This is a genomic window from Streptomyces olindensis, from assembly GCF_040645895.1.
GTDB lineage: Bacteria > Actinomycetota > Actinomycetes > Streptomycetales > Streptomycetaceae > Streptomyces > Streptomyces olindensis.
Genome location: NZ_JBEYZD010000010.1, coordinates 22029 through 46161 on the forward strand (window position 1 = coordinate 22029; position 24133 = coordinate 46161).

Here is a 24133-nt window from a genome sequence, read left to right on the forward strand (position 1 = left end):
GCGCGGCCGTGCGAGGAGGTGGTCGGCGTGTCCGACGGGCAGTCGTCCGCGCAGGCACCGGCAGCCGTCAGGTCGCCGGTCGGCCGTCCGCTGCTGTCCCTGGCGCTGGCCTCGATGATGGACGAGGTGCACGCCCACTCCGGCGCGGTCTACCTGCTGTCGCCGGACCAGCCCGTGCTGGAGATGGCGGTGATGGCGGGCCTGCCCCGGGCGTTCGCGGCGCCCTGGGAGCGGGTCGGGCTGAGCGCGCCGATCCCGGTCGCCGACGCGGCGCGCGAGCGGCGGCTGGTCTGGGTCGGCGGCGAGGAGGAGATGGCCCGGCACTATCCGCGGATCGCCGTCGTGCTGCCCTATCCGTTCGCCCTCGCCGCGGTGCCGGTGGCCACCGAGTCCACCGTGTACGGCGCGGTCTTCGTCACCTGGCCGGGCGCGCATCCGCCGGAGCTGTCCGACCACGAGCGCGAGCATCTGACCGCGGCCTGCGGCCGGCTCGCGGTCCGGCTGCAGCGGGCCGCCGAGCACAGCATCCCGCCGTACCCCGAGACCGATCTGGTCGCCTCTCCCCTGGTGGGCGGCATCGCCGGCACGCTCGGCACGGTCGAGGCGGCCCGGATGGTCAGCCGGCTGCCCTACGGACTGGTCTCGCTCGATCTGCACGGGCGGGTCGGCTTCGTCAACGCGGCGGCGGCCGAGCTGCTGAACGTCCCGGTCAGCCGGCTGCTCGGCACCCAGCTGTGGGCGTCGGTGCCGTGGCTCAACGACCCCGTCTACGAGGACCGCTACCGGGCGGCGCTGATGAGCCAGCACACCACCTCGTTCGTGGCGCTGCGCCCGCCGGGCGAGTGGCTGTCGTTCCGGCTGTATCCGAGCACGACGGGCCTGAGCGTGCGCATCACCAGGTCGCGGGCCGTGTCGGAGATGAACCGGGCCGCGCCGCCGCCCGACGGGAAGCCGTCGCGGCTGGTCACCATGTCGCAGGTGCTGGACCTGGCCAGCGCGCTCACCGAGGCGGTGGGGGTGCAGGACGTGGTGCAGCTGGTCGCGGACGAGATCGCCCCGGCCGTGGGCAGCCAGGCCCTGGTCGTGCTGGGCTCCCGGGCGAACCGGCTGCGTGTGCTGGGGCACCGCGGTTACCGGGACGCGCACGTCGTGGAGCGGTTCGACGGGATGCCGCTGACCGAGCCGACGCCCGGCACACAGGTGCTGCGGACCGGCGTGCCCGCGTTCTTCGAGTCGCAGGAACAGCTGGAACGCCTGTATCCGGCGCGGGTCATGACGCCCGACGGGTTCGCGGCCTGGGCGTACCTGCCGCTGATCGCCCAGGGGCGGCCGGTGGGGACGTGCGTGCTCTCCTACGCCGAGCCGCACCCGTTCCCCACGGAGGAGCGGGCGGTGATGACCAGTCTGGCCGGGCTCATCGCCCAGGCGCTGGAGCGGGCCCTGCTCTACGACGCCAAGTACCGGCTGGCGCACGGCCTCCAGGAGGCCCTGCTGCCGCACTCCCTGCCGTCGCTGCCCGGCATCGAGGCGGCCGGCCGCTACGTGCCGGCCACCCAGGGCATGGACATCGGCGGCGACTTCTACGACCTGGTGCGCACCCAGGGCATGGCGGCGGCGGTGATCGGGGACGTGCAGGGCCACAACGTCACGGCGGCCGGGCTGATGGGGCAGGTCCGCACCGCGGTCCGGGCCTACACGGCCGTCGGCCAGGCGCCCGAGGAGGTCATGCGCAGCACCAACCGGCTGCTGCTCGACCTGGGCTCCGACCTGTTCGCCAGCTGCCTGTACCTGCGGCTCGACCCGGCGCACGGCCGGGCCGTGATGTCCCGGGCCGGTCATCCGCCGCCGCTGCTGCGACGGCCGGACGGACGGGTGCGCGTCCTGGACCTCGCCGGGGGCCCGCTGCTGGGCATCGACGCCTCGGCGGTGTACCCGACGACGGAGGTCGCCCTGCCTCCCGGCTCCCTGCTCGTCCTGTACACCGACGGGCTGGTGGAGTCCCCCGGCACGGACTTCGAGGAGGCCCTGGCGGATCTGGGCGGGCGTCTGACGGATGCCGGGGACGGGCCGCTGGACGAGCTGGCCGACAGCCTGGTGCGTCACCAGCGGCTCCATACGGACGGCGAGGAACGCCTCGACGACATCGCCCTGTTGCTCATCCGGGCTCTCGGGTAGGACCGTCCGGCGGATGCCGAGCGGCGCTCCTCCGGGCTCTCGGGTGGCGCCGTTCTGCGGCTGCCGAGCGCCCTGGCGCCGGGCCCGCGGCCATCGGATCGGGCCGGTTCGAGCCGGACAACGTAGGCGGCGTCGTCGGGTGAGAGGGATGGGGGCTCGTGGACCCCGGCGACTCCGGTCGTCCGCCTCGCGTCTCGTCGGCCGGCGTCCGGGGCGGGATCCCGGTGGTGCTCGGACGCCGGCGGGAGCGGGATCCCGGTGGCGCTCGGACGGGCCGGTCCTCCCGCCGGAGGGCCGGCCCGGTCCACCGCCGGCCGGAACCGCGTCCGGGACGGACGGTGGCTGGGAACGCCGGTGGGCCGGCCCGGTCCCGCCTGGAAGGGGGCGGGACCGGGCCGGCGGCGTCGGACCGGCTGCCGACGGTCTCAGGTCAGCGGGACTCGGTCAGGTCCGAGTTGTCCTCGACACCCTGGCCCGCGTCCTGGCCGGCACCGGCTCCGGCGCCCGCTTCCTCGCCTCCGGCCTGCTCACCGGCACCGGCGTCCTCACCGGCGCCCGCTTCCTGGCCGGCACCAGCCCCGGCCTCCTGACCGGCGCCCGCTTCCTCACCGGCACCAGCCCCGGCGTCCTGACCGGCGCCCGCCTCTTCGCCGGCACCGGCGCCGGCCTCTTCACCGGCGCCCGCTTCCTCGCCGGCACCGGCCCCGGCGCCGCCCGCGGCGCCGCCGCCGAGCGTCGCGCCGACCGCCTCCAGGGCGGTGGTGACCGGCTGGAAGAACGTCTCGCCGCCGACCGTGCAGTCACCGCTGCCGCCGGAGGTCAGGCCGATCGCGAGACCGTCCTGGGTGAACAGGGAGCCGCCGCTGTCGCCGGGCTCGGCGCAGACGTTGGTCTGGATGAGGCCCGTGACCGTGCCCTCGGGGTAGTTCACCGTGGCGTCGAGGCCGAGGACCTGGCCGTCGGCGAGCCCGGTGGTGCTGCCCATCCGGAAGACCTCCTGGCCGACGGTCGCCTCCGCGGCCTCGGTGATCTGGACGGTCTGGTTGCCGGTGTTGACCTCGCTGGGCGCCTCGGTCGCCGGGTCGTCGTACTTCACGAGCGCGAAGTCGCCGTCGCCGGGGAAGGTCGACTGGTCGACGGTGGCGATCGGCTGGCCGCCCTGCGTGTCGGACCACTCGTTGCCGCCGAGGGTGCAGTGACCGGCCGTCAGGAAGGCGGGCGAGCCGTCGCCCGCGGTGACGTTGAAGCCGAGGGAGCAGCGCGAGCCGCCCGCGAAGATGGCGTCACCGCCGGAGACGAACGGCTTGAAGGTGCCCGACGACTTCTTGATGGTGGCCATGCCCGAGCCGAGGCTCTGCACGGTGCTCTCCAGTCTGTCCCACTTGGCACCGGTCACGGTGCTGTCGGCGGTCACCAGGAGCTTGTTGGTGCGCGGGTCGATCGACCACGAGGTGCCCGCGATGGTCGCCTCGGACTTCAGCGTCGACGCCCCGTCCTGGAGCTCCGACCAGCTGTTCTCGACCTCGCGCACCTTCGCGCCGGCCGCCTTGGCCTGCACGATGACGTTGTTGTTGTCGCCGGGTACGACGTTCACGACGAGCTGCTGGCTGTCGCCGTCGTAGTAGGAGCCGCCGAACGCCTCACCGAGGAGCCCGGAGAGCTGCGAGGCGAGATCCGAGGCGTCGCCCGCCTTCAGGGTCTTCGGCGCGGCCGCCGCGTCGTCGGACGAACCGTCCTGCGACGCGTTGGCGTTGGGGAGCAGGATCGCGGCCGCGCCGAGCGCCACCACGCTGCCCGCCGCTATCGCGGCCTTGCGCTTCGGAATTCGCTTGTGACTCAAACTTCTCTCCTCCTGAGGGACGGAGTATGTGCCGCCGTCCGGCAGCTTCGGGGGGCGCCTGGATGGCTGTTGGTACGCACGGGCCGAGTGGGGCGTTCAATTCCGTTTGCAAGTGATCCCTTCGCATCGCGGAACCAGCCAACTCCCGCCGCCCGCGCACCGACCGCGCGGTCCGTGACTGCCCTGGTCACGGCAGGCCGCTCCGGAGGAGGGGAGCGGATCGCCCACGGCGGCCGGATGGCCGGATGACGGCGTGTCAGCAGGGGGCGTCAGTCCGACACGCCGAACAGACACGGTCCGTATCCGCCTGGAAACGATCTGTTGCGATCGCCGACTTGAATCCCGACTTCAGCGAATCTGCACATCGAATGCTCAACCCGGTCACCAAGTCGAGGGTTGTCCACAGGCCCGCCGGTGCAGTCACGCCTTTGGGGCGGGAGTGCCGGATTCGCCGCTCCCGAAGGCAAGGGATCGGATGAGCCGATGCCGTGTCGCATGTGAAGAACTCGCCACCGTGGCGTGCACGCACCTGCACGGAACGGGGCTCCTGCGACGCAAGTTCCCTGGTGAGGCTGCTGGTTGATTGGAAGCGGCCGCCCGCAGCGTGCTTTGATCCATCGCACCGCGGGGGCCGCGAAGGGCACTCGGAGACGGATGCCCGGCGCTCGCGGTCGCGGCCGTCATCTGTCCCCCAGAGGGGGCCGCTCCCCCCTTGTGAGATATCCATATGAAGGGAAGTTCCATCATGAACTCCACCCCCCAGGTTGAGACCGTCGAGATCGCCGACGCCGAGCTCGACGCCGTTTCCGGCGGCCTGTCCGTGAACGCCGTGAACACCGTCACCGACACGGTCGACAGCATCGCCCCGGTTTCCGGCCTGGTGAACACCGCTGTCGGCACCGTCGAGGGCGTCACCGGCCTGAACACGGCCCCGGTCACCAACCTGGTCTCCGGTCTCTGATCGAGCCCTTGTGCCGTTGAGTCCCGGAGCCGCAGCCGGCGGTTCCGGGTCTTTCGGGTGCCATGACCACCTCGGTCACGGCCGTCAGTACCTCTTCTACGGGTGAGGGAAGTTCCTTGCAGTTCCGCCAACAGGCCCTCGCCAAGCTTCAGTCACCGGAGGAACTCGACCTCCCGGTGCGTTTCGCCCGTCCGCAGGGCTGGCTCGTGCTCTCGGTGACGGTGGTCGCGATGGCCGCCGCCTCGGTGTGGGCGGTGACCGGCTCGGTGACCTCCACCGTCAGCGCGCCCGCCATCCTCACGCACGGGCAGGGCAGTTACGTCCTCCAGAGCCCCGTCGCGGGCCAGGTCACGGCGGTGCTCGCCAAGCAGGGCCAGCAGGTGCCCGCCGACTCCCCGGTGCTCAAGGTCCGTACGGCCAGGGGCGAGACGGTCGTCCGCACGCTCGACGCGGGCCGCGTCTCCGCACTCGCCGCGACCGTCGGGCAGATCATCCAGACGGGCGCGAACGTCGCCGCCGTCGAGAAGGTCGCCCGCGCCCGGGACCCGCTGTACGCGACCGTGTACGTCCCCGCCGAGAACGCCGCCTCGATCCCCGACGACGCCGCCGTCGACCTGACCGTGCAGTCGGTGCCGACCCAGGAGTACGGCGTGCTGCGCGGCCATGTGAAGTCGGTGGACCGCTCGGCGCAGTCCCCGCAGCAGATCTCCGCGTTCCTCGGGGACAGCCAGCTGGGCGAGCAGTTCACGAAGAAGGGCAGGCCGGTGGCCGTCACGGTCCGGCTGGACAAGTCGTCCGCCACGAAGAGCGGCTACCGGTGGTCGTCCGCGGACGGGCCGCCGTACAAGCTGACCTCCATGACGCTGGCCACGGGGTCGATCCGGCTGGCCGACGAGCGTCCCGTCGACTGGCTGCTGCCATGAGCGCGACCGCGCAGGAGACCCGGGGCCGGCGCCGCGCCGCCCCGCCGAAGCGCAAGGTGCCCAAGGGCAGCGCGAAGACGGTCCGCACGCCCACCGTGCTCCAGATGGAGGCCGTGGAGTGCGGCGCCGCCTCCCTGGCGATGGTGCTCGGCCACTACGGCAAGCACGTCCCGCTGGAGGAGCTGCGCATCGCCTGCGGCGTCTCCCGCGACGGCTCGCGCGCCAGCAACCTGCTGAAGGCGGCCCGCAGTTACGGCCTGACGGCCAAGGGCATGCAGATGGACCTGGCCGCGCTCGCCGAGGTGAAGTCGCCGGCCATCCTGTTCTGGGAGTTCAACCACTACGTCGTCTACGACGGCATGGGCCGCCGCTTCGGCCGCCGGGGCGTCTACATCAACGACCCCGGCAAGGGCCGCCGCTTCGTGCCCATGGAGGACTTCGACGGCAGCTTCACCGGTGTCGTGCTGGTCATGGAGCCCGGCGATGACTTCGCCCGGGGCGGGCGCAAGCCCGGCGTCCTCGGCGCGATGCCCGCCCGGCTGCGCGGCACCGCGGGCACCATGCCCGCCGCCGTCCTGGCGAGCCTGCTGCTGGTGGCGGTCGGTGCGGCGGTGCCCGCGCTCAGCCGCACCTACATCGACGAGTTCCTGATCGGGAACAAGACCTCGCTGCTCGGCGTGCTGTTCGCGTCGATGGCGGCGTGCGTGCTGCTCACGGTCGTGCTGACCTGGCTCCAGCAGGCGAACCTGCTGCACGGCCGCATCATCTCCTCCACCCTGTCCAGCGCCCGGTTCCTGCGGCACCTGCTGCGGCTGCCGGTGACGTTCTTCTCCCAGCGCAGCCCGGCCGACCTGGTGCAGCGGCTGCAGTCCAACGACGCGGTCGCCGAGACCCTCTCCCGCGACCTCGCGGCGGCGGGCGTGGACGCCATCGTGGTCGTGCTGTACGCGGTGCTGCTGTACACCTACGACCCGCAGCTGACGTTCGTCGGCATCGGCGTGGCCCTGCTGAACATCGTGGCCATGCGGGTCGTCGTACGGCTGCGCGCCACCCGCACGGCGAAGCTGCGCGCCGACACGGCCCGGCTCACCAACACCGCCTACACGGGCCTGCAGCTCATCGAGACGATGAAGGCGACCGGCGGTGAGGACGGCTACTTCCGCAAGTGGGCCGGGCAGCACGCCACCACGCTGGAGGAGCAGCAGCGGCTCGGCGTGCCGAGCGCCTGGCTGGGCGTGGTCGCGCCGACGCTCGCCACCCTCAACAGCGCGCTGATCCTGTGGATCGGCGGCATGCGGGCCGTCGAGGGGCACATCTCGGTCGGCCTGCTGGTCGCCTTCCAGGCCCTGGTCACCCGGTTCACCGCCCCGCTGACCCGGCTGAACAGCGTCGCGGGCCGCATCCAGGACTTCGCCGCCGACGTGGCCCGGCTGAAGGACGTGGAGAACTTCAAGGCCGACCCGCTCTACGGCCGCCCCGGCGCCGGCGAGTCCACGCGCCGCCTCCAGGGCCATGTCGAGCTGGAGAACATCACCTTCGGCTACAGCCCGCTCGACAAGCCCCTGCTCACCGGCTTCGACCTGACCGTCGGGCCCGGGCAGCAGGTGGCCCTGGTCGGCGGCTCGGGCTCCGGCAAGTCCACGGTGTCCCGGATGATCTCCGGCCTGTACGCGCCGTGGGAGGGGGTGATCCGCATCGACGGGCAGCGCATCGAGGACATCCCGCGCGGGGCGCTCGCCGCCTCCGTCTCCTTCGTCGACCAGGACGTGTTCCTCTTCGAGGGCACGGTCCGCGACAACGTGGCGCTGTGGGACCCGTCGATCCCCGACGACGCGGTGGAGGACGCGCTGCGGGACGCGGCGCTGTACGACGTGATCATGCGCCGCCCGGGCGGCATCCACAGCAAGGTCGAGCAGGACGGCCGCAACTTCTCCGGCGGGCAGCGCCAGCGCCTGGAGATCGCGCGGGCGCTGGTGCGCCGGCCGAGCATCCTGGTGCTCGACGAGGTGACGAGCGCGCTGGACGCGGAGACCGAGCTGGTCGTGATGGACAACCTGCGCCGGCGCGGCTGCGCCTGCGTGGTGATCGCGCACCGGCTCAGCACGGTGCGCGACAGCGACGAGATCGTCGTCCTGCAGCACGGCACGGTCGTGGAGCGCGGGCGGCACGAGGAACTGGTGGCGCGCGGCGGCGCCTATGCGGCACTGGTCAGGGAACGGTGACATGACGACCGTCCACGAAGGACACGACGGGGACCTCGTGCTGGGCGCCTTCGGGCAGATGGGCTCGCGCATCGACTGCGCCGGGTTCAACCGCCTGGACCTGGAGGGCCCGCAGGTGCTGTGGCTGGTCGCGTCCGGCGCCGTCGACCTGTTCGCGGTCGACGCGGGGCAGCAGGGCCACTGGCACCACCTGGGCCGGCTGGAGGCGGGTTCGCTGGTGCTCGGCCCGGTGCCGGGCCCGCAGCACACACTGGTGGCCCGCCCGCTGCGGGACTGCGTGGTGCACCGCATCGGCCTGCGCGAGCTGTACCAGCCGGCCAACACCGCGACCTGGTCGTACGACGAGTACGGCAACCCGCAGTACGTGCCGCCGACGACGAGCCCGCTGGAGTACGCGCTCGCGCTCGGGGTGGGCCGCAGTCTGTCCATCCTCTTCCAGGCGCCGATGGCCACCGAGCGGGCCGCGGCGCCCACCGACGACGACGTGTTCTGGATGCAGGTGCCGCCGGGCAGCGTGCAGTACGGCTCGCTGTACGGCGCGGAGGCGGCGGCCGACCTGCTGATGGATCCGGCGCTGTGGCAGTCCATGGTCGACCAGCAGTACCGGCTGCTGACCACGCTGGACCGCTGGATCGAGCAGCTGGAGCGCACCCACGAGGACCGCACGGCCGAGGGCATCAAGGCCGGTGAGGCGGTCCGGGCCCAGGCCGATCAGACGCTGCTCGCCTCCATCGGCAAGCGGTCGTCGAAGCGGACCACCGCGGCCGACGCCGACGCCACGTACGCGGCGTGCAAGCTCGTCGGGCAGGCCGCCGGGATCGGCATCGCCGAGCCCACCCAGAAGGGCACCGGCGGCGACCGCCTCGATCCGGTCGAGCAGGTCGCGCTGGCCTCCCGGGTCCGCACCCGGGCCGTACGGCTGGACGGGCGCTGGTGGCGGGACAACGTGGGGCCGCTGGTCGGCCACCGGGCCCTGTCGGGCGCGCCGGTGGCGCTGCTGTGGCGGCGCGGCGGCTACGTCGCCGTCCATCCGTCGACCGGGCGCGAGACGCCGATCGAGAAGGCCAACGCCGACGAGTTCGAGCCGCGCGCGGTGATGTTCTACCGTCCGCTGCCCGAACGGGGGCTCAGTCCGCTGCGGCTGCTGCGGTTCTGCACGCAGGGCATGCGCGGCGACCTCGTGGGTCTGCTGCTGAGCGGTCTGGTCACGGTGGCGATCGGCGCGCTGGTGCCCATCGCGACGGGCAAGGTGCTGGGCGAGTTCGTGCCGAAGGCGCAGACGGACCTGATCGTGCAGGTGTGTCTGGCGGTGATGCTGAGCAGCGTGGTGGCGGCGGCCTTCATGCTCTTGCAGAACCTGACCATCCTGCGGCTGGAGGGCCGGATCGAGGCCACGCTCCAGCCGGCAGTGTGGGACCGGCTGCTCCGGCTGCCGACGAAGTTCTTCACCGAGCGCTCCACGGGTGAACTGGCCAGCGCCGCCATGGGCATCAGCTCGATCCGCCGGCTGCTGGCGGGTGTCGGGCCGACCGTCGCCCAGTCGGTGACGGTGGGGGCGATGAACCTGGGGCTGCTGTTCTGGTTCAGCGTGCCGATGGCGATGGCCGCGATCGGCATGCTCGTCGTCATCGCGGCGGTGTTCCTGGGGCTCGGGCTGTGGCAGGTGCGCTGGCAGCGGCGGCTGGTGGTGCTCTCCAACAAGCTGAACAACCAGGCGTTCCAGACGCTGCGGGGCCTGCCGAAGCTGCGGGTGGCCGCCGCCGAGAACTACGCGTACGCCGCGTGGGCGTCGGAGTTCGCCCGCAGCCGGGAGCTGCAGCAGAAGGTCGGCCGCATCAAGAACCTCACGTCGGTGCTGGGCGCGGTGTACCTGCCGCTGTGCACCCTGCTGATGTTCATGCTGCTGGCGGGTCCGGCCCGGGGCTCGATGTCGGCGGCGGCGTTCCTGACGTTCAACACGTCGGTGACGATGGTGCTGACCTCCGTCACCCAGCTGACGGGCTCGTTCGTCTCGGCGGTGGCCGCGCTGCCGCTGTTCGAGGAGATCAAGCCGGTGCTGGAGGCCACGCCGGAGGTGCGCACGGCGAGCACCCGGCCGGGTCCGCTGACCGGGGCGATCGAGGCGCGGCGGGTGTCCTTCCGGTACGCGGACGACGGTCCGCTGGTCCTGGACGACGTGTCGTTCGAGGTGCGGCCCGGCGAGTTCGTCGCGATCGTCGGCCCGAGCGGCTGCGGCAAGTCGACGCTGCTGCGCCTGCTGATCGGCTTCGACCGTCCGGTGTCGGGGAGTGTGCTGTACGACGGTCAGGACCTGGCGGCCCTCGACCAGTCGGCGGTCCGCCGCCAGTGCGGTGTGGTGCTCCAGCACGCGCAGCCGTTCACCGGCTCCATCCTGGACGTCATCTGCGGCACCGAGCCGTACACGCCGGAGGAGGCGATGGCGGCGGCCGAGATGGCCGGGCTCGCCGAGGACATCAAGCGGATGCCGATGGGGCTGCACACCATCGTCTCCGGCAGCGGGGCGGTCTCCGGCGGTCAGCGGCAGCGGTTGATGATCGCCCAGGCGCTGATCCGCCGGCCGCGGATCCTCTTCTTCGACGAGGCGACCAGTGCCCTCGACAACGAGACGCAGCGCACGGTGATCGAGAGCACCAAGGCCCTCAACGCGACGCGGATCGTGATCGCCCACCGGCTGTCGACGGTGATGGACGCCGACCGGGTCGTGGTGATGGAGGACGGCAAGGTCATCCAGCAGGGTCCGCCCGCCCAGTTGCTCGCCGACACGAGCGGCCGGCTGCACGAGCTGGTGCGCCGCCAGATGGCGTGACGTAGCGCACTCCCCCACAGTCCCAGCGAAACGTTGCCGTTTCGCTGGGACTGTTCTAGCCTCAGTGAGTGTACGAAACCGTTTCGTTTACGTACTCATTACCCTCCTGGACCGTCCCTGAAAACGGGTGCTTCCCATGCCACAGAAATCCCTGACCGACATCCCGGCCGAGGACACCACCGCGCAGGCGCCCTCCGCGGCCTCGCCGAAGCGCTGGTGGATCCTCGCGGTCATCGCCCTCGCGCAGCTGATGGTGGTGCTCGACGCCACGATCGTGAACATCGCCCTGCCCTCGGCCCAGGCCGACCTGCACTTCTCCGACGGCAACCGCCAGTGGATCGTCACCGCGTACGCCCTGGCGTTCGCCTCCCTGCTGCTGCTCGGCGGCCGGATAGCCGACCTGTTCGGCCGGAAGCCCGCCTTCCTCGTCGGCATCGTCGGCTTCGCCGCCGCCTCCGCGCTCGGCGGCGCCGCCAACGGCTTCGAGATGCTGGTCGTCGCCCGCGCCCTCCAGGGCGTCTTCGGTGCCCTGCTGGCCCCGGCCGCGCTCTCCCTGCTGAACACCACGTTCACCGACGCCCGCGAACGGGCCCGCGCGTTCAGCGTCTACGGCGCCATCGCCGGAGCCGGCGGCGCGGTGGGCCTGCTGCTCGGCGGCATCCTGACCGACGCCCTCGACTGGCGCTGGACGCTGTACGTCAACGTCGTCATCGCCGTGGCGGCCTTCGCGGGCGGCTGGCTGCTGCTGAGCAACCGCCGCGACGCCAGGACCGCCAAGCTGGACGTGCCCGGCACGATCCTGGTCGCCGGCGGCCTGTTCTCGGTGGTCTACGGCTTCTCCAACGCGGAGACGCACGACTGGGGCTCGCCCCTGACCTGGGGCTTCCTCATCGCGGGCGGCGTGCTGCTGGCGGCCTTCACCTGGTGGCAGACCAGGGCCGCGCACCCGCTGCTGCCGCTGCGCATCCTGCTCGACCGCGACCGCGGGGCGTCCTTCCTCGCCGTGCTGATCAGCGGCGCGGGCATGTTCGGCGTGTTCCTCTTCCTCACCTACTACCTCCAGCTCCACCTGGGCTTCAGCCCCACCAAGACCGGTGTGGCGTTCCTGCCGATGGTCGCCGCCCTGATGGTGATGGCGCAGGTGGGCACGACGGTGCTGCTGCCGCGGTTCGGCCCGAAGGCCGTCGTCCCGCTGGGCTTCGCCGTCGCCACGGCCGGCATGGCCTGGCTGACCGGCATCGGCGTCGGCTCCTCCTACGCGGGCGACGTGCTGCCCCAGCTCGTGGTGATCGGCCTGGGCCTCGGTCTGGTGATGCCGTCCGCCATGCAGCTGGCCACCGGAGGGGTCGCCGCCGAGGACGCCGGCGTGGCCTCCGCCACCGTCAACGCCATGCAGCAGGTGGGCGGTTCGGTCGGCACCGCGCTGCTGAACACCCTCGCAGCGAGCGCGGCGACCGACTACCTGGCCGGCCGGGACCCGAGCAGCAAGCTGGTCCAGGCGCAGGCGACGATCGAGAGCTACACCACCGCCTTCTGGTGGTCGGCCGGCTTCTTCGCCGCGGGCGCGCTGATCGCGCTGGCGCTGCACCGGCGCGGAGTGCCGCGGCAGGACTCCGAGGCGGCTCCGGTCGTGCACATGTGATCGTTCGGAAGCCGCCAGGGGCCGCCGTGCGCAGGGACGCGGCGGCCCCTGGCGTCCGCGCGGGTGGCGCGTCTTCGCCCTCCGCGGCGGACCGACCCGTTGGTCTGCCGCGGAAATGGGTACCCACCGCGCATGCGAATCAGCGTGGTGGACGTGGGATCGAACACGGTCAGACTTGTGGTCGCGGACGCGGAGGGCGGGGTGCCCCTTCCGGTGCACACCTCCAAGTGGCGGCTCAGGCTGTCCGAGCAGGTCACACCGGGGGGACCCATCCCGGAACCGGCGGTCGGGCAACTGGTCGACGCCGTCACCGAGGCGAGCAGGACCGCCACCCGGTGGGGCGCCGCCGGCCCGCTCGCCTTCGCGACCGCCGTGGTACGGAACGCGCCGAACCGGCACGAGGTGCTGCACACCGTCCGGGCCCGTACGGGCGTCGACCTGTGCACCCTGCCGGGTGAGGTCGAGGCCGAACTGACGTTCCTCGGGGCCCGGCGCTGGATGGGCTGGCGGTCCGGGCCGCTCGCCCTGCTCGACATCGGCGGCGGCTCCCTCGAAGTGGCCTTCGGGCGCGGCCGGTTGCCGGACTTCGTGGCGTCGCTGCCGCTGGGAGCGGGGCGGCTCACCCACGAGTTCTTCGAGGGCGAGGACCCGCCGTCGCCCGAGCGGGTGCGGGCGCTGCGCCGCAGGGTGCGCCATCAACTGCGGGACGTCGCCGCCCGGATCCGCTGGGAGGGGCCGCGCACGGCGGTCGCCACCTCCCGCACGTTCCAGCAGCTGGGACGGCTGTGCGGGGCCGCGCCCGGACGCCACGGCCCGTTCGTGGACCGGCAGCTGCACCGCACGGACCTGGGCGAGGCGATCGTACGGCTGGCCGCCCTGCCCGCCGCCGAACGCGCGCGGCTGCCCGGGATCTCCGCGCCGCGGGCCGCGCAGAGCCTGGCCGGCGCGGTGGTCGGGCACACCGCGATGAAGCTGACCGGCATCACGTCCGTCACCGTCTGCCCCTGGGCGATCCGCGAGGGAGTGCTGCTGCGCCACATCGAGGACGGCCCCTCCTGGTGGGCGGAGGTGACCCGCCGCAACGAGGAGACGGCCCCTCCCGAACCGGTCCCACTGCGCATCGCCACCGCCTCGAACTGAGTGAGCCCCACCGCAAGCAGGAAGGAGACCCCGTGTCCCACCACAAGGACCACAACAGCTCCGGCAAGCAGCCCGAGACGGCGCTCGAGGAGGTCCTGCGCGAGATCGAGGACGCCGAGAAGCGCACCGAGGACTCCCCCGAGCAGCGACGCCACCGGGGTGAGGCCGGGGAGGCCATCACCCCCAACACCCGCGCCCAGGAGGAGTCCGAAGGCGACTGAGAGCCGCGGAAGACCGAGCCGGGCGCGGGCCCGGGCGCGCCGGACGGCCGCCCGGGCCCGCGCCCTGTCCGGGGCCCCCGGCGCGCCGGTACCACGCGGGCGGGTGACCAGGCGCCGCGCGGGTACCCGGGGCCCATGGAGCACGACCTGGAAGAACCACGCCTGCCCATCCCGCGCGGCCCGCTGAGCCGGGGTGTCGAGACGTATCTGCGGGGCGCGGGCCGACTGCCCCGCCTGGAGGAGGTCGCCCGTGCCGAGGTGTACGGCGAGGACCTCCAGCTCGCCCTGTACCTCTGCTACGAGCTGCACTACCGCGGCTTCGCGGGCGTGTCCCCGGACCGCGAGTGGGACCCCGACCTGCTGCGCCTCCGGGCGGCCCTGGAGCACCGCTTCCTGTCCGCCCTGCGCGGCGACGCCCGGGTCCACGACAGCCTCGACGCGGCGCTGGCGGACCTCCTGGTCGAGCCCGTCGACGGCACGGGCGTCACCCACTTCCTGCGCGACGAGGGCGAGCTGTGGCACCTGCGCGAGTACGCGGCGCAGCGCTCCCTCTACCACCTCAAGGAGGCCGACCCGCACGCCTGGGTGCTGCCGCGGCTGTGGGGCCGGGCGAAGGCGGCGATGGCGGCGGTGGAGTTCGACGAGTGGGGCGGCGGCCGGGCCGACCGCGTGCACGCCCGGCTGTTCGCCGACCTGATGACGGACCTCGGCCTGGACACCACGTACGGCCGCTACCTCGACGCCGCGTCCGCCGAAGCCCTGGTCACGGTGAACATGATGTCCCTCTTCGGCCTGCACCGGGCCCTCAGGGGCGCCCTGGTGGGCCACTTCGCGGCGGTCGAGATCACCTCGTCCCCGGGGTCACGGCGGCTCGCCGAGGCGATGCGCCGCACGGGCGCCGGACCCGCGGCCGAGCACTTCTACGACGAGCACGTGGAGGCCGACGCGGTCCACGAGCAGGTCGTGCGCCACGACGTGATCGGCGGTCTGCTGGAGCGGGAGCCCCACCTCGCCCCGGACGTGGCCTTCGGCATCGACGCCACGGAGTTCGTCGAGGAGCGCTTCGGCGCGCGGCTGCTCACCGACTGGCGGGCATCCCGTTCATCACTGAACGCACCACTTGCCCGTGAAACCACCTATATCTCCTGAGTGGCGGGGTACTCGACGCCCGTGAATCCACTCGTACTCCCGGGCGTGTACGCCCCGCAGGAAGACACCGAGCTGCTGGCCGGTGCCCTGTCCGACGAACCGCTGCCGCCGGGCGCCGAGGTGCTCGACGTGGGCACCGGGACCGGCGCCCTGGCCCTGGAGGCGGCGCGCCGCGGCTTCCGCGTGACCGCGGTGGACGTGTCCTGGAGCGCCGTGTGGGCGGCGCGGCTGAACGCCCGGCTGGCCGGGCTCCCGGTCCGCATCAGGCACGGGAACCTCTTCGAGCCCGTCCGCGGGGAGTCGTACGACCTGGTCCTGGCCAATCCGCCGTACGTGCCGGCGCCGGGCGGCCGGCATGCGCCGCGGGGCGCCGCGCGCGCCTGGGACGCGGGGGGCGACGGGCGGCTGGTCGTGGACCGGATCTGCCAGGAGGCGCCCGGCCTGCTGCGTCCGGGCGGGGTGCTGCTGGTGGTGCAGTCGGCGCTGAGCGCCCCGGACCTCACCGTCGGGCAGTTGCGCGCCGCCGGTCTGAAGGCCGCGGTGACCCGCCGGCACCGGATCGCGTTCGGCCCGGTACTGCGGGGCCGGGAACGCTGGCTGCGGGAGCGGGGGCTGCTGTCCGAAGCCGAGGACAAGGAAGAGCTGGTGGTCGTCCGTGCCGAACTCCCCGTCTGACCGGTCGTCCGAGGCACCGCGCCGCGTCTGCGTCCAGCGCAAGGGTCCGCTGCTGATGGAGGGCCCGGTGGAGGTGGAGCTGGAGGACGGCTCCGTCGTCACCTCGGACCGTTTCCGCGTGGCCCTGTGCACCTGTCGCCGCAGCCGCCGCTACCCGTGGTGCGACACGAGCCACCGCGACCGGACCTGAAGATCCACCGGACCTGAAGATCCACCGGACCTGAGAATCCAGGGGCCGGCGGGCGGCCCCACTCCGCCCGCCGGCCCCCTTGTACGAGATCGCGGCCTTTCCGTGACAGCGGCCCGGCTCCCCAGCAACGAGCCGCCGTGCTTCACGGGAACAGCGCGATCCCGGTCCTCGGGAGGGTGGTCCCTAGAAGGAGAAGACGCCCGTGCCGTAGGCGTTCTTCATGCAGTCGTTGGAGAAGACGCGCTCGTAGCTCACCCGCTGCCCCTGCCAGACGCCGTCGACGGTGACGACCACGGGGTCGTACTGCTTGGTGCACATCACGCCCTCCGTGGCGGTCAGGGCGTCGAAGTCGCCGCCCACGCCGCGCAGTTCCGCGCAGGCCTCGCCGGCGGCCGGGTGGGTGCCCGCGGGCCTCGGGGCACAGGTCAGGGTGACCGCGCGTTCCGGAGTCGCGGCGATCGCGCTCTCCCCGTGGCCCACCGTGAGGACGAGGGCCGAGGGGGCGTAGAGCGCGGTGGGGGCCGGACCCGGGGTGGCGAGCGCGGCCCCGGAGAGGGGTCCGCAGACGGCGGTGGCCGTCAGGCCGAGGGTCATGGCCCAGCGCGCGGTGTTCCGCATTGTGTGCATCCTTCCGCTCGATTACAGGGGGTGCCGGTCCGTGCTCGGTCGGTGCCCGGAACGGCGAGCGCGAGTCTGCCGAGTCCGTCGCCGAAACACACATCGACCCCACCGGTTTCAGTAACGTTACGTATTGAATCAGTGGCGCGAAGTTACGGAACGGGCACGCGTGAAGCCCGTAACTGCGCGGACTCCGGGGGCTCGAAGCGGCCAGATGGCTGATTTCCGGCTGTTCGTTAATAGGCCTGAAACATTCCGATTCCGCTCTGGGCCGACCACTTTGCAACCGCTTGCGTTCATGCTCGCGCCGAGTAATCGTCATTACATGATTACGAGCGAGCAGCGAGAGCAACTGCGCGACTGGTTCGCCGGCCGCCTTCCCGAGGACCTCTTCGAGGAGCTGACCGAGATCACGGTCGACCGCGAGGAGATCACCGTGATCGGCCGTATCCCCGAACCCCGGCTGGCCGAGGACGCCCCGGCCGCCGAACGGGAGGCGGCCCTGGAGGGCCGTGTGCAGGAGTTCCGGGAGCGCACGCGCGAGGACCGGATGGCCGTGGCCCGGGAGGCCGAGCACCGGTTCCGCCGGAAGGTGTCCTGGGGTGTGGAGTGCGGCGGGCGGCGCGCCCTCTTCACGCACGTGGCCGCGCCCGTCATGACGCGGCTGCGCCAGCCGGAGCGCCAGGTCCTCGACACCCTGATCGCCGGCGGCGTCGCCCGCAGCCGCAGCGACGCGCTGGCGTGGTGCGTGCGCCTGGTCCAGCGTCACACCGACGACTGGCTCACGGAGTTGCGCGACTCCCTGGAACACGTGCAGCGGGTGCGGGCACAAGGGCCGGACGCCGGAGCGGACCACCCGCCGCACACGGACGACGAGGAGTGATGCCGGAGTGGAGGATCCATCCACCGACAGCCCCGAGAATGGATGAACCGTCCTCTGGTGGACCCCGTCCGCGCCGCTCTACGGTCGGCACACCCCCAGAGGACGGGTCCCGCACGCCGCCGCACACCCCGGCGCCGGCGTAGCGGCCGTCCGCCCCGCCGCCGCGTCACCCCGCGCTCCACCGCCCCGTCCCCGCTGGAGCCCCCCTTGTCCTCGTCGGCCGACCACCCCTCCCCCGCCGTGTCCGCCCCGTCCCTGACGGAGGTCGAGTCCCATGGTGTGGACCGCATCCCCGACGCCGAGCGCACCGCGACCCCCTTCGACCTGTTCCGGCTGGCCTTCGGCGGCGCCAACACCTTCTCCACCTGTGTCCTCGGCGCCTTCCCGATCCTGTTCGGGCTCTCCTACTGGCAGGGCCTCGCGGCCACGCTCCTGGGGGTCGTCGCGGGCGCGTTGATCCTCTGCCCAATGGCGGTGTTCGGCCCGGTCAACGGCACCAACAACGCGGTGTCGTCGTCCGCGCACCTGGGCGTGCACGGCCGCGTGGTCGGCTCGTTCCTCTCCCTGCTGACGGCGGTCGCGTTCTTCTCCCTCTCGGTGTGGAGCTCCGGCGACGCCCTGGTCGGCGGCGCCCACCGGCTGTTCGGCCTCGGCCGCGGCGACCTGTCGTACGCCGTCGCGTACGCGCTGTTCGCGGTGCTGGTCCTCGCGGTGTGCGTGTACGGCTTCCGGTTCATGCTCTTCGTCAACAAGATCGCGGTGACCTCGGCGAGCGCGCTGTTCCTGCTCGGCGCCGTGGCCTTCGCGGACGACTTCGACCCGTCGTACGCGGGCGCCTTCACCGACGCGGCGGACCCGGCGACGGCGGCCCTGTTCTGGCCGTCGTTCATCGGAGCGGCACTGATCGTGCTCTCGAATCCCGTGTCGTTCGGGGCGTTCCTCGGCGACTGGTCGCGCTACATCCCGGCGAGCACCCCGCGCCGGAAGGTGGTCGGGGCCGCGTTCCTTTCTCAGCTCGCGACGCTGCTGCCGTTCCTGTTCGGTCTGACGACGGCGAGCATCATCGCGGCCAGGGCGCCGGAGTACGTCGATCCGGCGGCCCCCGACTTCGTGGGCGGGCTGCTCGCGATCTCGCCCGGCTGGTTCTTCCTGCCGGTGTGCCTGCTCGCGCTGATCGGCGGCATGGCGACGGGCACGACCGCGCTCTACGGGACCGGGCTCGACTTCTCCTCGGTGTTCCCGAGGCTGTCCCGGGTCCAGGCCACCCTGCTGGTGGGGGCGTTGTCCATCGGGTTCATCTTCGCCGGCCGGTTCGGGCTCGACCTCGTGCGGTCCATCTCGGCCTTCGCCACCGTGATCATCACGTGCACCACCCCGTGGATGGTCGTGATGATGCTGGGCTACTGGACACGGCGCGGCTGGTACGACCCGGAGGCGCTGCAGGTCTTCAACCGCCGTCAGCGCGGCGGCCGTTACTGGTTCGCGCACGGCTGGAACTGGCGGGGCATGACCGCCTGGTGGGTCTCGGCACTGCTCGGCGTGCTCTTCACCAACGTCCCCGGTCAGTTCGTCGGCCCGCTCGGCGACCTCGCGCACGGCGTCGACATCGGTCTGCCGGTGTCCCTGACCGCGGCGGCGGCGCTGTTCCTGACGCTGCTGCGGCTGTTCCCCGAACCCCGGGCGGCCTACGGCCCCGCGGGACCGCGGCTGGCCCGGACCGTGGACGTGCCCGTGCCGCCGATCACCGGGCCGGGGGCGTTGTCGGTGCCGTCGGCCACCTTGCGGGCATGACCGACTTCGTACTGGTGGCAGGTGCCTGGCTCGGGGCGTGGGCGTGGGACGAGGTGGCCGCCGAGCTGCGCGGCGCCGGGCACGACGTCCATCCGCTGACGCTGTCGGGCCTCGCCGAGAAGCGGGGTGCGGCGGCCGGGCTGGAGACGCACGTGCGGGACGTCGTCGACGAGGTGGAGCGTCTCGGCCCGCGCGACGTCGTCCTCGTGGGACACAGCTACGCGGGTCTGCCGGTCGGACTCGCCGCCGAGCGGATCGGTGACCGGCTGCGGCGCCTGGTGTTCGTCGACGCGAACGTGCCGGTGGCCGGGGAGTCGTTCCTGTCGGGCCGGCCGAGCGAGGGCGTGCGGCGGTCCCTCGCCGAGCACGACGGGTTCTGGCCCCCGCTCGGCCCGGACGAGTGCGCGGGCCAGGGGCTGACGGACGAACAGATCGCCCGGTTCGTCGACGGCGCGACCCCGCATCCGGGTGCCACACTCACCGAACCGGCCACGCCAAAGCGCCCTTTGACCGGCCTCCCGGTGACGTATGTGAAGTGCCTCCTCGACGGGGACGAGCCGATGCCGGCGGTGGCCCGGCTCCTCAGGAGTGACCGGTGGGAGCTGGTGGAGATGGCCACGGGCCACTGGCCGATGTTCTCGCAGCCGCGTGAACTGGCCGGTGTGCTGCGCGCGTCGGTCTCGCGCTCCTGACCTTCGTCCGTGCCGACGGCCGCTCGCCGTATCGTCGGGTCGACGCAGGCTCGACGACGAGAGGCGGGACAGGCCGATGGCACAGCACTGGGCCGACTACCAGTACGAGATCTACCTCAACGGCATGGCGGGGGTCGTCCCGCGGCTGCCCACGGATCTGACCCGTCTGGAGGAACTCACCGAGCGGCGGCTCGGCGCCGGTCCGGTGGGCTACGTGGCGGGCAGCGCGGGGAACGGCAGCACGGCCCGCGCCAACCGGGCGGCGCTGGAGCGTCGCCGGATCGTGCCGCGCATGCTGCGGGACGTGCACGAGCGGGATCTGTCGGTGGAGGTCCTCGGCCGTCCGTTGCCCGCCCCGCTGGCCCTGGCGCCGGTGGGCGTGCTGTCGATCATGCATCCGGACGCGGAGCGCGCGGCGGCCCGGGCCGCGGCGGCGCAGGGTGTGCCGTACACCCTGTCCTCCGTGTCGAGCACGCCGATGGAGCAGGTCGCCGAGGTGATGGGCGAGGCCGAGCGCTGGTTCCAGCTGTACTGGCCCAAGGACCGGGAGGTGGCCCGCAGCTTCCTGAACCGGGCCGGGGCCGCCGGGTTCAGCGTGCTGGTGGTCACGCTGGACACGCCCCTGCTCGCGTGGCGCCCGCGCGACCTCGACCAGGCGTACCTGCCGTTCCTGAACGGGGTGGGGATGGCCAACTACTTCACGGACCCGGCCTTCAAGGCGGGTCTGTCGAAGCCGGTGGAGGAGGACCTGGCGGCGGCGGTGCGGCACTTCATCGGGCTTCAGGGCGACCCCGGCAAGACCTGGCCCGACCTGGTGTTCCTGCGGGAGAACTGGGACGGCCCGATCGTCCTCAAGGGCGTCCTGCACCCGGACGACGCCCGGCTGGCCGCGGAGGCGGGCATGGACGGCGTGGTGGTCTCCAACCACGGCGGACGGCAGGTGGCCGGCTCGGTCGCGGCGGCGGACGCGCTGCCCCGCGTGGCCCAGGCCGTCGGCGACCGGCTCACCGTGCTCTTCGACAGCGGCATCCGCACCGGCGACGACGTCTTCAAGGCGCTCGCCCTGGGCGCCAGGGCCGTCCTCCTCGGCCGCCCCTACGTCTACGGCCTCGGCCTCGACGGGCAGTCGGGTGTCGAGCACGTCATCCGCTGCCTGCTGGCCGAACTCGACCTCACCCTCGCCCTGTCCGGCCATGCCACCCCGGGCACGATCGGTCCGGCCGACCTCGTCGAGGACCCGGCCTGACGCCGGGAGGGCTGCGCGGCGCTCACACCACCGCGCAGCCCCGCTCTCAGGCCGCAGGGGTCCCGCTCAGGCCGCAGGGGGCCGTGCTCAGGCCGCGGGGACCGTGCTCACGCCGTCCGGCCGTGGGGCAGGGTCACCTGCCGTGCCTTCTGGTCCTCCTGCTCCTCGATCGACAGGGAGCCCGCCGTCGTCGGCACGGGCTCCGGCTGCCAGCGCTGGACGTCGGAACGGTCCCGGACCTTGACGACGATGTCGGCGTCCGGGTCGTCGTGCGTGGCCGCGAGGGCGAGCCGCTCGTCCCAGCGGGGCAGCAACTCGCCCTGCACGGTGAGGTCGTAGCGCACGTCGTCGCCCCGCTCGGCGTCCTCGTCGGCGCAGGCGCCGAGGACCACGACACCCGCGTCCTTGTGCGAGTCCAGGCACAGCCCGGGATCGGCGACGCTGCGCAGCAGCCCGTCGTCCTCGTACGTCCACTGCTGGGTCCACACCGTCGAGCACTCCGCCAGCTTCGTCGCCGAGCCCTCCTTCGGCAGGTCCCGGATGTCCAGGCACAGGTCGGCGCCGGCGTTGCGCAGCCGCGTCGCGCCCGGTGCCGTGGGCAGCCCCGCCGTGCCGGGCGGGGACACGGACCCGGCGCCGTCGGAACCGGCGGCGCTGTTGGAGCCGGCCGGGTCGGCCTGGCCGCCGTCGTACGACGAGGCGCTGATGATGAGCACGGTGGCCAGCACCCCGGCCGACACCGCGCCGACGCCCGAGAGCAGCGCCCGGGGGGACCGCAGCGCGTCCGGGACCCGGCGCGCGGGCAGGGGAATCCTGGACAGCAGGCGGTGCCGCCCGTCCCCCCGGGCTCCGCCGCCGCGCCGCCCGCCGCCGCGCCGGCCGGCGCGACCGCCCCGCGTGCCGTGCGAGGACCGGCCCGGACGCGAGTCGAGGTACCGGCGTGCGCCCCAGCCGAGGACCGCCTCGGCGATCAACGGGCCCAGCGGCCCCTCGAAATGGCTCAGCTGTTCGGCCGCGTTACGGCAGTAGCGGCACTCCGCCAGGTGCTCCTGGACGTCCGGCAGCAATGTGCCGCCCCGGCGGATCGGGACGTCGAGCAGGCGGTTGTAGAAGCGGCAATCCTGGGTCGGCGCCAGTTCGCGATGGGCATGTACACAACCCTCGCGGAATGTGTCCCGTGCCTGTTCGAGGGCGGCCGACGCGATGTCGGTGTCCATGCCCAGCAGACCGGCCGGGACGCTTAAAGGATCGGCCTCGACCTCGACGTGCCACAGCAGACAGCGAGCGGCCGCGGGAAGTGCCTGGAATGCCCGCTCCGCGAGGGCGCGATTTTCGGGCGTGATGGACGTCGCCGCGCGCAGTCCGCGCCCTCCGGCCGGTTTCTGCAAGGCGGGCAGGACGGCCGATATTCGATCGTCGCCGGACCACTCACGGATCGTGTCGCGCACGGTCACCAGAAGGGCCGGGCGCAGCGCGACGGCCGACTCGCCGAAGGCGAGGCGGTTGAGGGTCCGGTGGAAGGCGGTCCCGGTGACCATCGCGGCGACCTTGGCCGACGAGGCGAGACAGATGACCGCGTAGTCATGCACCGGCTGCCAGTGCCGCGCCATCAGCAGCGCGACGGAATGGGCGGCGACCTCGCCCTCCGGGCTGCCTCTGAGCGGGGCGGCGAGGCTTTCGTCGGATTCCCCTGGATCCCCGCCGGGCGGGGGATACGGGGGACGAGGGGGGTGGGGGGTGGGCACTGAGATGGTTCCTTCCCACGCGCATGTGACACACAGAAGTCCTGACGCCGAAAAAGGAGCCCGGTTGGTGCGTACCTTTTTTGGCGCGGCGCGGGAGGGGCGAATTCGCCGACGGCGAATCGGACCCGGTCAACAAATCACGTGCGACACTCGGCCATTCCCCCCGCACGCGTGTTTCACTCTTGCACAACCCACACACGGCCAACAAGGCGCGCGGGCAACATCCCCGCCCTTGACAGAAAGTCAGAAACGGGAACGCGCGCACACCGTTCGCACCGGTTTTCGACATTTCCATGCGCCCCGTGTGAATCGGGCACCCGCGACGGGTGCGCCGCACACGCTCCCGGCGCACGCTCCGGCGCAGTCCACTGGGGATCGGCCCTTCTCGGAGGCCCGCGCGGGACGGCGGCTCTCCCGCGCCCCGGGGCCGCCGGCCCCGTCCCTCCGCCCTCGGCCGGCGGCCCTCCGTTCAGATCTGCCAGGAGCGCAGTCGGTCCGCCGCGCCGTAGACGTCTGTCGTACCGGACATCAGATCGCGGGCGAGGTCGACGAGGGCGCCGTAGGGCGGGTCGATGCCGACGCCGCTGACGAACATGTACGCCACGGCGGTCGAGCAGGCGAAGCGGGCGTTGGCCGAGGGCAGCGGCCGGAGCACGGCGAGGGTGTGCAGCAGCGCGGCCGCCCGCCAGGCCGGGTCGGAGTTGACCCCGAGGCGCGGCGGATCCACCCGGTGCCGGGCCACGGCGGCGACCAGCGCGGAGAAGTCGTTGATCGTCGGCTGGTCCGGCAGGACCTCTTCGTGGCGCTGGAGCAGCCAGGGCACGTCGATATGGAGGACGGGTGCCATCGGTCAGGCGACCCGCCCCTCACTCTTGGCGGACGGTTCGTCGTCGGGGAAGGCGGCGGCGAACTCGTCGGCGTGGGTCGCGAAGAACCGGCGGAAGGCCTCCGCGCCCTCCTGCAGGGCCCGGTGGCGGGCTATGTCGGCCGCGGCCGCCTCGCGCACGAGCGCCTTCATGGACGTACCGCGCTCCTTGGCGATCTGCCGCAGGTCCTCAAGTTCGCGATCGCTGAACTCGACGTTGAGAGCTGGCATGCGTTCACGGTACCGCTCGGGTACTGACTCGTAAATATCCCCAGGTCACCGCAAGGATCGGACGGTACCTACCGGCCGTCCGGCACGGCCTGTCGCT

At 72.6% G+C, this 24133-nt stretch carries 20 protein-coding genes; 15 read left to right on the top strand and 5 right to left on the bottom strand.

Going from position 1 to position 24133, the window contains the following annotated elements:
* Nucleotides 1-27: 27 nt before the first annotated feature.
* Complete coding sequence (locus tag ABZ948_RS08255; RefSeq protein ID WP_359758130.1) at nucleotides 28-2175, top strand: SpoIIE family protein phosphatase; 2148 nt, start codon at nucleotides 28-30, stop codon at nucleotides 2173-2175.
* A gap of 430 nt (nucleotides 2176-2605) precedes the next feature.
* Here the strand turns inward: ABZ948_RS08255 and ABZ948_RS08260 are convergent, their stop codons facing one another.
* Nucleotides 2606-4015: a S1 family peptidase gene (locus tag ABZ948_RS08260; protein ID WP_359758131.1), complete on the bottom strand. Its 1410-nt coding sequence runs from the start codon at nucleotides 4013-4015 to the stop codon at nucleotides 2606-2608.
* 745 nt (nucleotides 4016-4760) lie between these two features.
* Here ABZ948_RS08260 and ABZ948_RS08265 point away from each other — a divergent pair.
* The 10 genes from ABZ948_RS08265 to ABZ948_RS08310 all read left to right on the top strand — a co-directional run bounded on the left by ABZ948_RS08265 (nucleotide 4761) and on the right by ABZ948_RS08310 (nucleotide 15965).
* Nucleotides 4761-4976 (top strand): hypothetical protein, encoded by a 216-nt coding sequence (locus tag ABZ948_RS08265; protein WP_010040515.1) that lies wholly within the window; start codon nucleotides 4761-4763, stop codon nucleotides 4974-4976.
* A 116-nt stretch (nucleotides 4977-5092) separates the two neighbouring features.
* Complete coding sequence (locus ABZ948_RS08270) at nucleotides 5093-5899, top strand: biotin/lipoyl-containing protein (RefSeq protein WP_359758132.1); 807 nt, start codon at nucleotides 5093-5095, stop codon at nucleotides 5897-5899.
* Complete coding sequence (locus tag ABZ948_RS08275) at nucleotides 5896-8121, top strand: NHLP family bacteriocin export ABC transporter peptidase/permease/ATPase subunit (protein ID WP_359758133.1); 2226 nt, start codon at nucleotides 5896-5898, stop codon at nucleotides 8119-8121. Before ABZ948_RS08270 ends, ABZ948_RS08275 begins: the two co-directional genes overlap by 4 nt.
* Before the next feature lies 1 nt (nucleotide 8122).
* Nucleotides 8123-10948, top strand: coding sequence for an NHLP bacteriocin export ABC transporter permease/ATPase subunit (locus tag ABZ948_RS08280; RefSeq protein ID WP_359758134.1), 2826 nt, complete (start codon nucleotides 8123-8125; stop codon nucleotides 10946-10948).
* Nucleotides 10949-11084: 136 nt separating this feature from the next.
* The gene (locus ABZ948_RS08285) at nucleotides 11085-12590 is read left to right on the top strand and encodes an MFS transporter (RefSeq protein ID WP_359758135.1); all 1506 of its coding nucleotides are present in this window, start codon (nucleotides 11085-11087) and stop codon (nucleotides 12588-12590) included.
* A 132-nt stretch (nucleotides 12591-12722) separates the two neighbouring features.
* Entirely contained in the window at nucleotides 12723-13730 is a 1008-nt protein-coding gene (locus ABZ948_RS08290; protein WP_359758136.1) for a Ppx/GppA family phosphatase, read from the top strand.
* 32 nt (nucleotides 13731-13762) lie between these two features.
* A complete protein-coding gene (locus ABZ948_RS08295) occupies nucleotides 13763-13951 on the top strand; it encodes a hypothetical protein (RefSeq protein ID WP_359758137.1) in 189 nt (62 codons plus the stop codon).
* Between the two features lie 135 nt (nucleotides 13952-14086).
* On the top strand, nucleotides 14087-15100 hold the full coding sequence (locus ABZ948_RS08300) for an iron-containing redox enzyme family protein (RefSeq protein ID WP_359758138.1): 1014 nt from the start codon (nucleotides 14087-14089) through the stop codon (nucleotides 15098-15100).
* Nucleotides 15101-15121: 21 nt separating this feature from the next.
* Nucleotides 15122-15775, top strand: a complete 654-nt coding sequence (locus ABZ948_RS08305; RefSeq protein WP_359758139.1) for a HemK2/MTQ2 family protein methyltransferase — start codon at nucleotides 15122-15124, stop codon at nucleotides 15773-15775.
* The gene (locus ABZ948_RS08310; RefSeq protein WP_359758140.1) at nucleotides 15756-15965 is read left to right on the top strand and encodes a CDGSH iron-sulfur domain-containing protein; all 210 of its coding nucleotides are present in this window, start codon (nucleotides 15756-15758) and stop codon (nucleotides 15963-15965) included. The genes ABZ948_RS08305 and ABZ948_RS08310 overlap by 20 nt, the downstream gene beginning before the upstream one ends.
* A 183-nt stretch (nucleotides 15966-16148) precedes the next feature.
* Here the strand turns inward: ABZ948_RS08310 and ABZ948_RS08315 are convergent, their stop codons facing one another.
* Nucleotides 16149-16583: a protease inhibitor gene (locus ABZ948_RS08315; RefSeq protein WP_359758141.1), complete on the bottom strand. Its 435-nt coding sequence runs from the start codon at nucleotides 16581-16583 to the stop codon at nucleotides 16149-16151.
* 325 nt (nucleotides 16584-16908) lie between these two features.
* Between ABZ948_RS08315 and abmR the strand changes: the two genes are divergently transcribed.
* The 4 genes from abmR to ABZ948_RS08335 all read left to right on the top strand — a co-directional run bounded on the left by abmR (nucleotide 16909) and on the right by ABZ948_RS08335 (nucleotide 21195).
* Nucleotides 16909-17466 (top strand): ATP-binding transcription factor AbmR, encoded by a 558-nt coding sequence (abmR, locus tag ABZ948_RS08320; RefSeq protein ID WP_359758142.1) that lies wholly within the window; start codon nucleotides 16909-16911, stop codon nucleotides 17464-17466.
* 207 nt (nucleotides 17467-17673) lie between these two features.
* Nucleotides 17674-19257, top strand: a complete 1584-nt coding sequence (locus ABZ948_RS08325; protein WP_359758143.1) for a purine-cytosine permease family protein — start codon at nucleotides 17674-17676, stop codon at nucleotides 19255-19257.
* Complete coding sequence (locus tag ABZ948_RS08330; protein WP_359758144.1) at nucleotides 19254-19949, top strand: alpha/beta fold hydrolase; 696 nt, start codon at nucleotides 19254-19256, stop codon at nucleotides 19947-19949. The genes ABZ948_RS08325 and ABZ948_RS08330 overlap by 4 nt, the downstream gene beginning before the upstream one ends.
* A 76-nt stretch (nucleotides 19950-20025) precedes the next feature.
* The gene (locus tag ABZ948_RS08335) at nucleotides 20026-21195 is read left to right on the top strand and encodes a lactate 2-monooxygenase (RefSeq protein ID WP_359758145.1); all 1170 of its coding nucleotides are present in this window, start codon (nucleotides 20026-20028) and stop codon (nucleotides 21193-21195) included.
* A 107-nt stretch (nucleotides 21196-21302) separates the two neighbouring features.
* Here ABZ948_RS08335 and ABZ948_RS08340 read toward each other — a convergent pair whose 3' ends face one another.
* The 3 genes from ABZ948_RS08340 to ABZ948_RS08350 all read right to left on the bottom strand — a co-directional run bounded on the left by ABZ948_RS08340 (nucleotide 21303) and on the right by ABZ948_RS08350 (nucleotide 24036).
* Complete coding sequence (locus ABZ948_RS08340; RefSeq protein WP_359758146.1) at nucleotides 21303-22940, bottom strand: RICIN domain-containing protein; 1638 nt, start codon at nucleotides 22938-22940, stop codon at nucleotides 21303-21305.
* Between the two features lie 469 nt (nucleotides 22941-23409).
* Nucleotides 23410-23787 carry a hypothetical protein gene (locus tag ABZ948_RS08345; RefSeq protein ID WP_031117795.1) on the bottom strand — a complete coding sequence of 126 codons (378 nt, stop codon included), beginning with the start codon at nucleotides 23785-23787 and terminating at the stop codon, nucleotides 23410-23412.
* Nucleotides 23788-23790: 3 nt separating this feature from the next.
* Nucleotides 23791-24036 carry a hypothetical protein gene (locus tag ABZ948_RS08350; protein ID WP_031117794.1) on the bottom strand — a complete coding sequence of 82 codons (246 nt, stop codon included), beginning with the start codon at nucleotides 24034-24036 and terminating at the stop codon, nucleotides 23791-23793.
* Between the last annotated feature and the right edge of the window lie 97 nt (nucleotides 24037-24133).

Coding starts and splice junctions, on each gene's coding strand:
- ABZ948_RS08265 (WP_010040515.1), top strand. CDS start 4,761: ATGAACTCCACCCCCCAGGTTGAGACCGTCGAGATCGCCGACGCCGAG.
- ABZ948_RS08275 (WP_359758133.1), top strand. CDS start 5,896: ATGAGCGCGACCGCGCAGGAGACCCGGGGCCGGCGCCGCGCCGCCCCG.
- ABZ948_RS08280 (WP_359758134.1), top strand. CDS start 8,123: ATGACGACCGTCCACGAAGGACACGACGGGGACCTCGTGCTGGGCGCC.
- ABZ948_RS08285 (WP_359758135.1), top strand. CDS start 11,085: ATGCCACAGAAATCCCTGACCGACATCCCGGCCGAGGACACCACCGCG.
- ABZ948_RS08290 (WP_359758136.1), top strand. CDS start 12,723: ATGCGAATCAGCGTGGTGGACGTGGGATCGAACACGGTCAGACTTGTG.
- ABZ948_RS08300 (WP_359758138.1), top strand. CDS start 14,087: ATGGAGCACGACCTGGAAGAACCACGCCTGCCCATCCCGCGCGGCCCG.
- ABZ948_RS08315 (WP_359758141.1), bottom strand. CDS start 16,583: ATGCGGAACACCGCGCGCTGGGCCATGACCCTCGGCCTGACGGCCACC.
- abmR (WP_359758142.1), top strand. CDS start 16,909: ATGATTACGAGCGAGCAGCGAGAGCAACTGCGCGACTGGTTCGCCGGC.
- ABZ948_RS08330 (WP_359758144.1), top strand. CDS start 19,254: ATGACCGACTTCGTACTGGTGGCAGGTGCCTGGCTCGGGGCGTGGGCG.
- ABZ948_RS08335 (WP_359758145.1), top strand. CDS start 20,026: ATGGCACAGCACTGGGCCGACTACCAGTACGAGATCTACCTCAACGGC.
- ABZ948_RS08345 (WP_031117795.1), bottom strand. CDS start 23,787: ATGGCACCCGTCCTCCATATCGACGTGCCCTGGCTGCTCCAGCGCCAC.
- ABZ948_RS08350 (WP_031117794.1), bottom strand. CDS start 24,036: ATGCCAGCTCTCAACGTCGAGTTCAGCGATCGCGAACTTGAGGACCTG.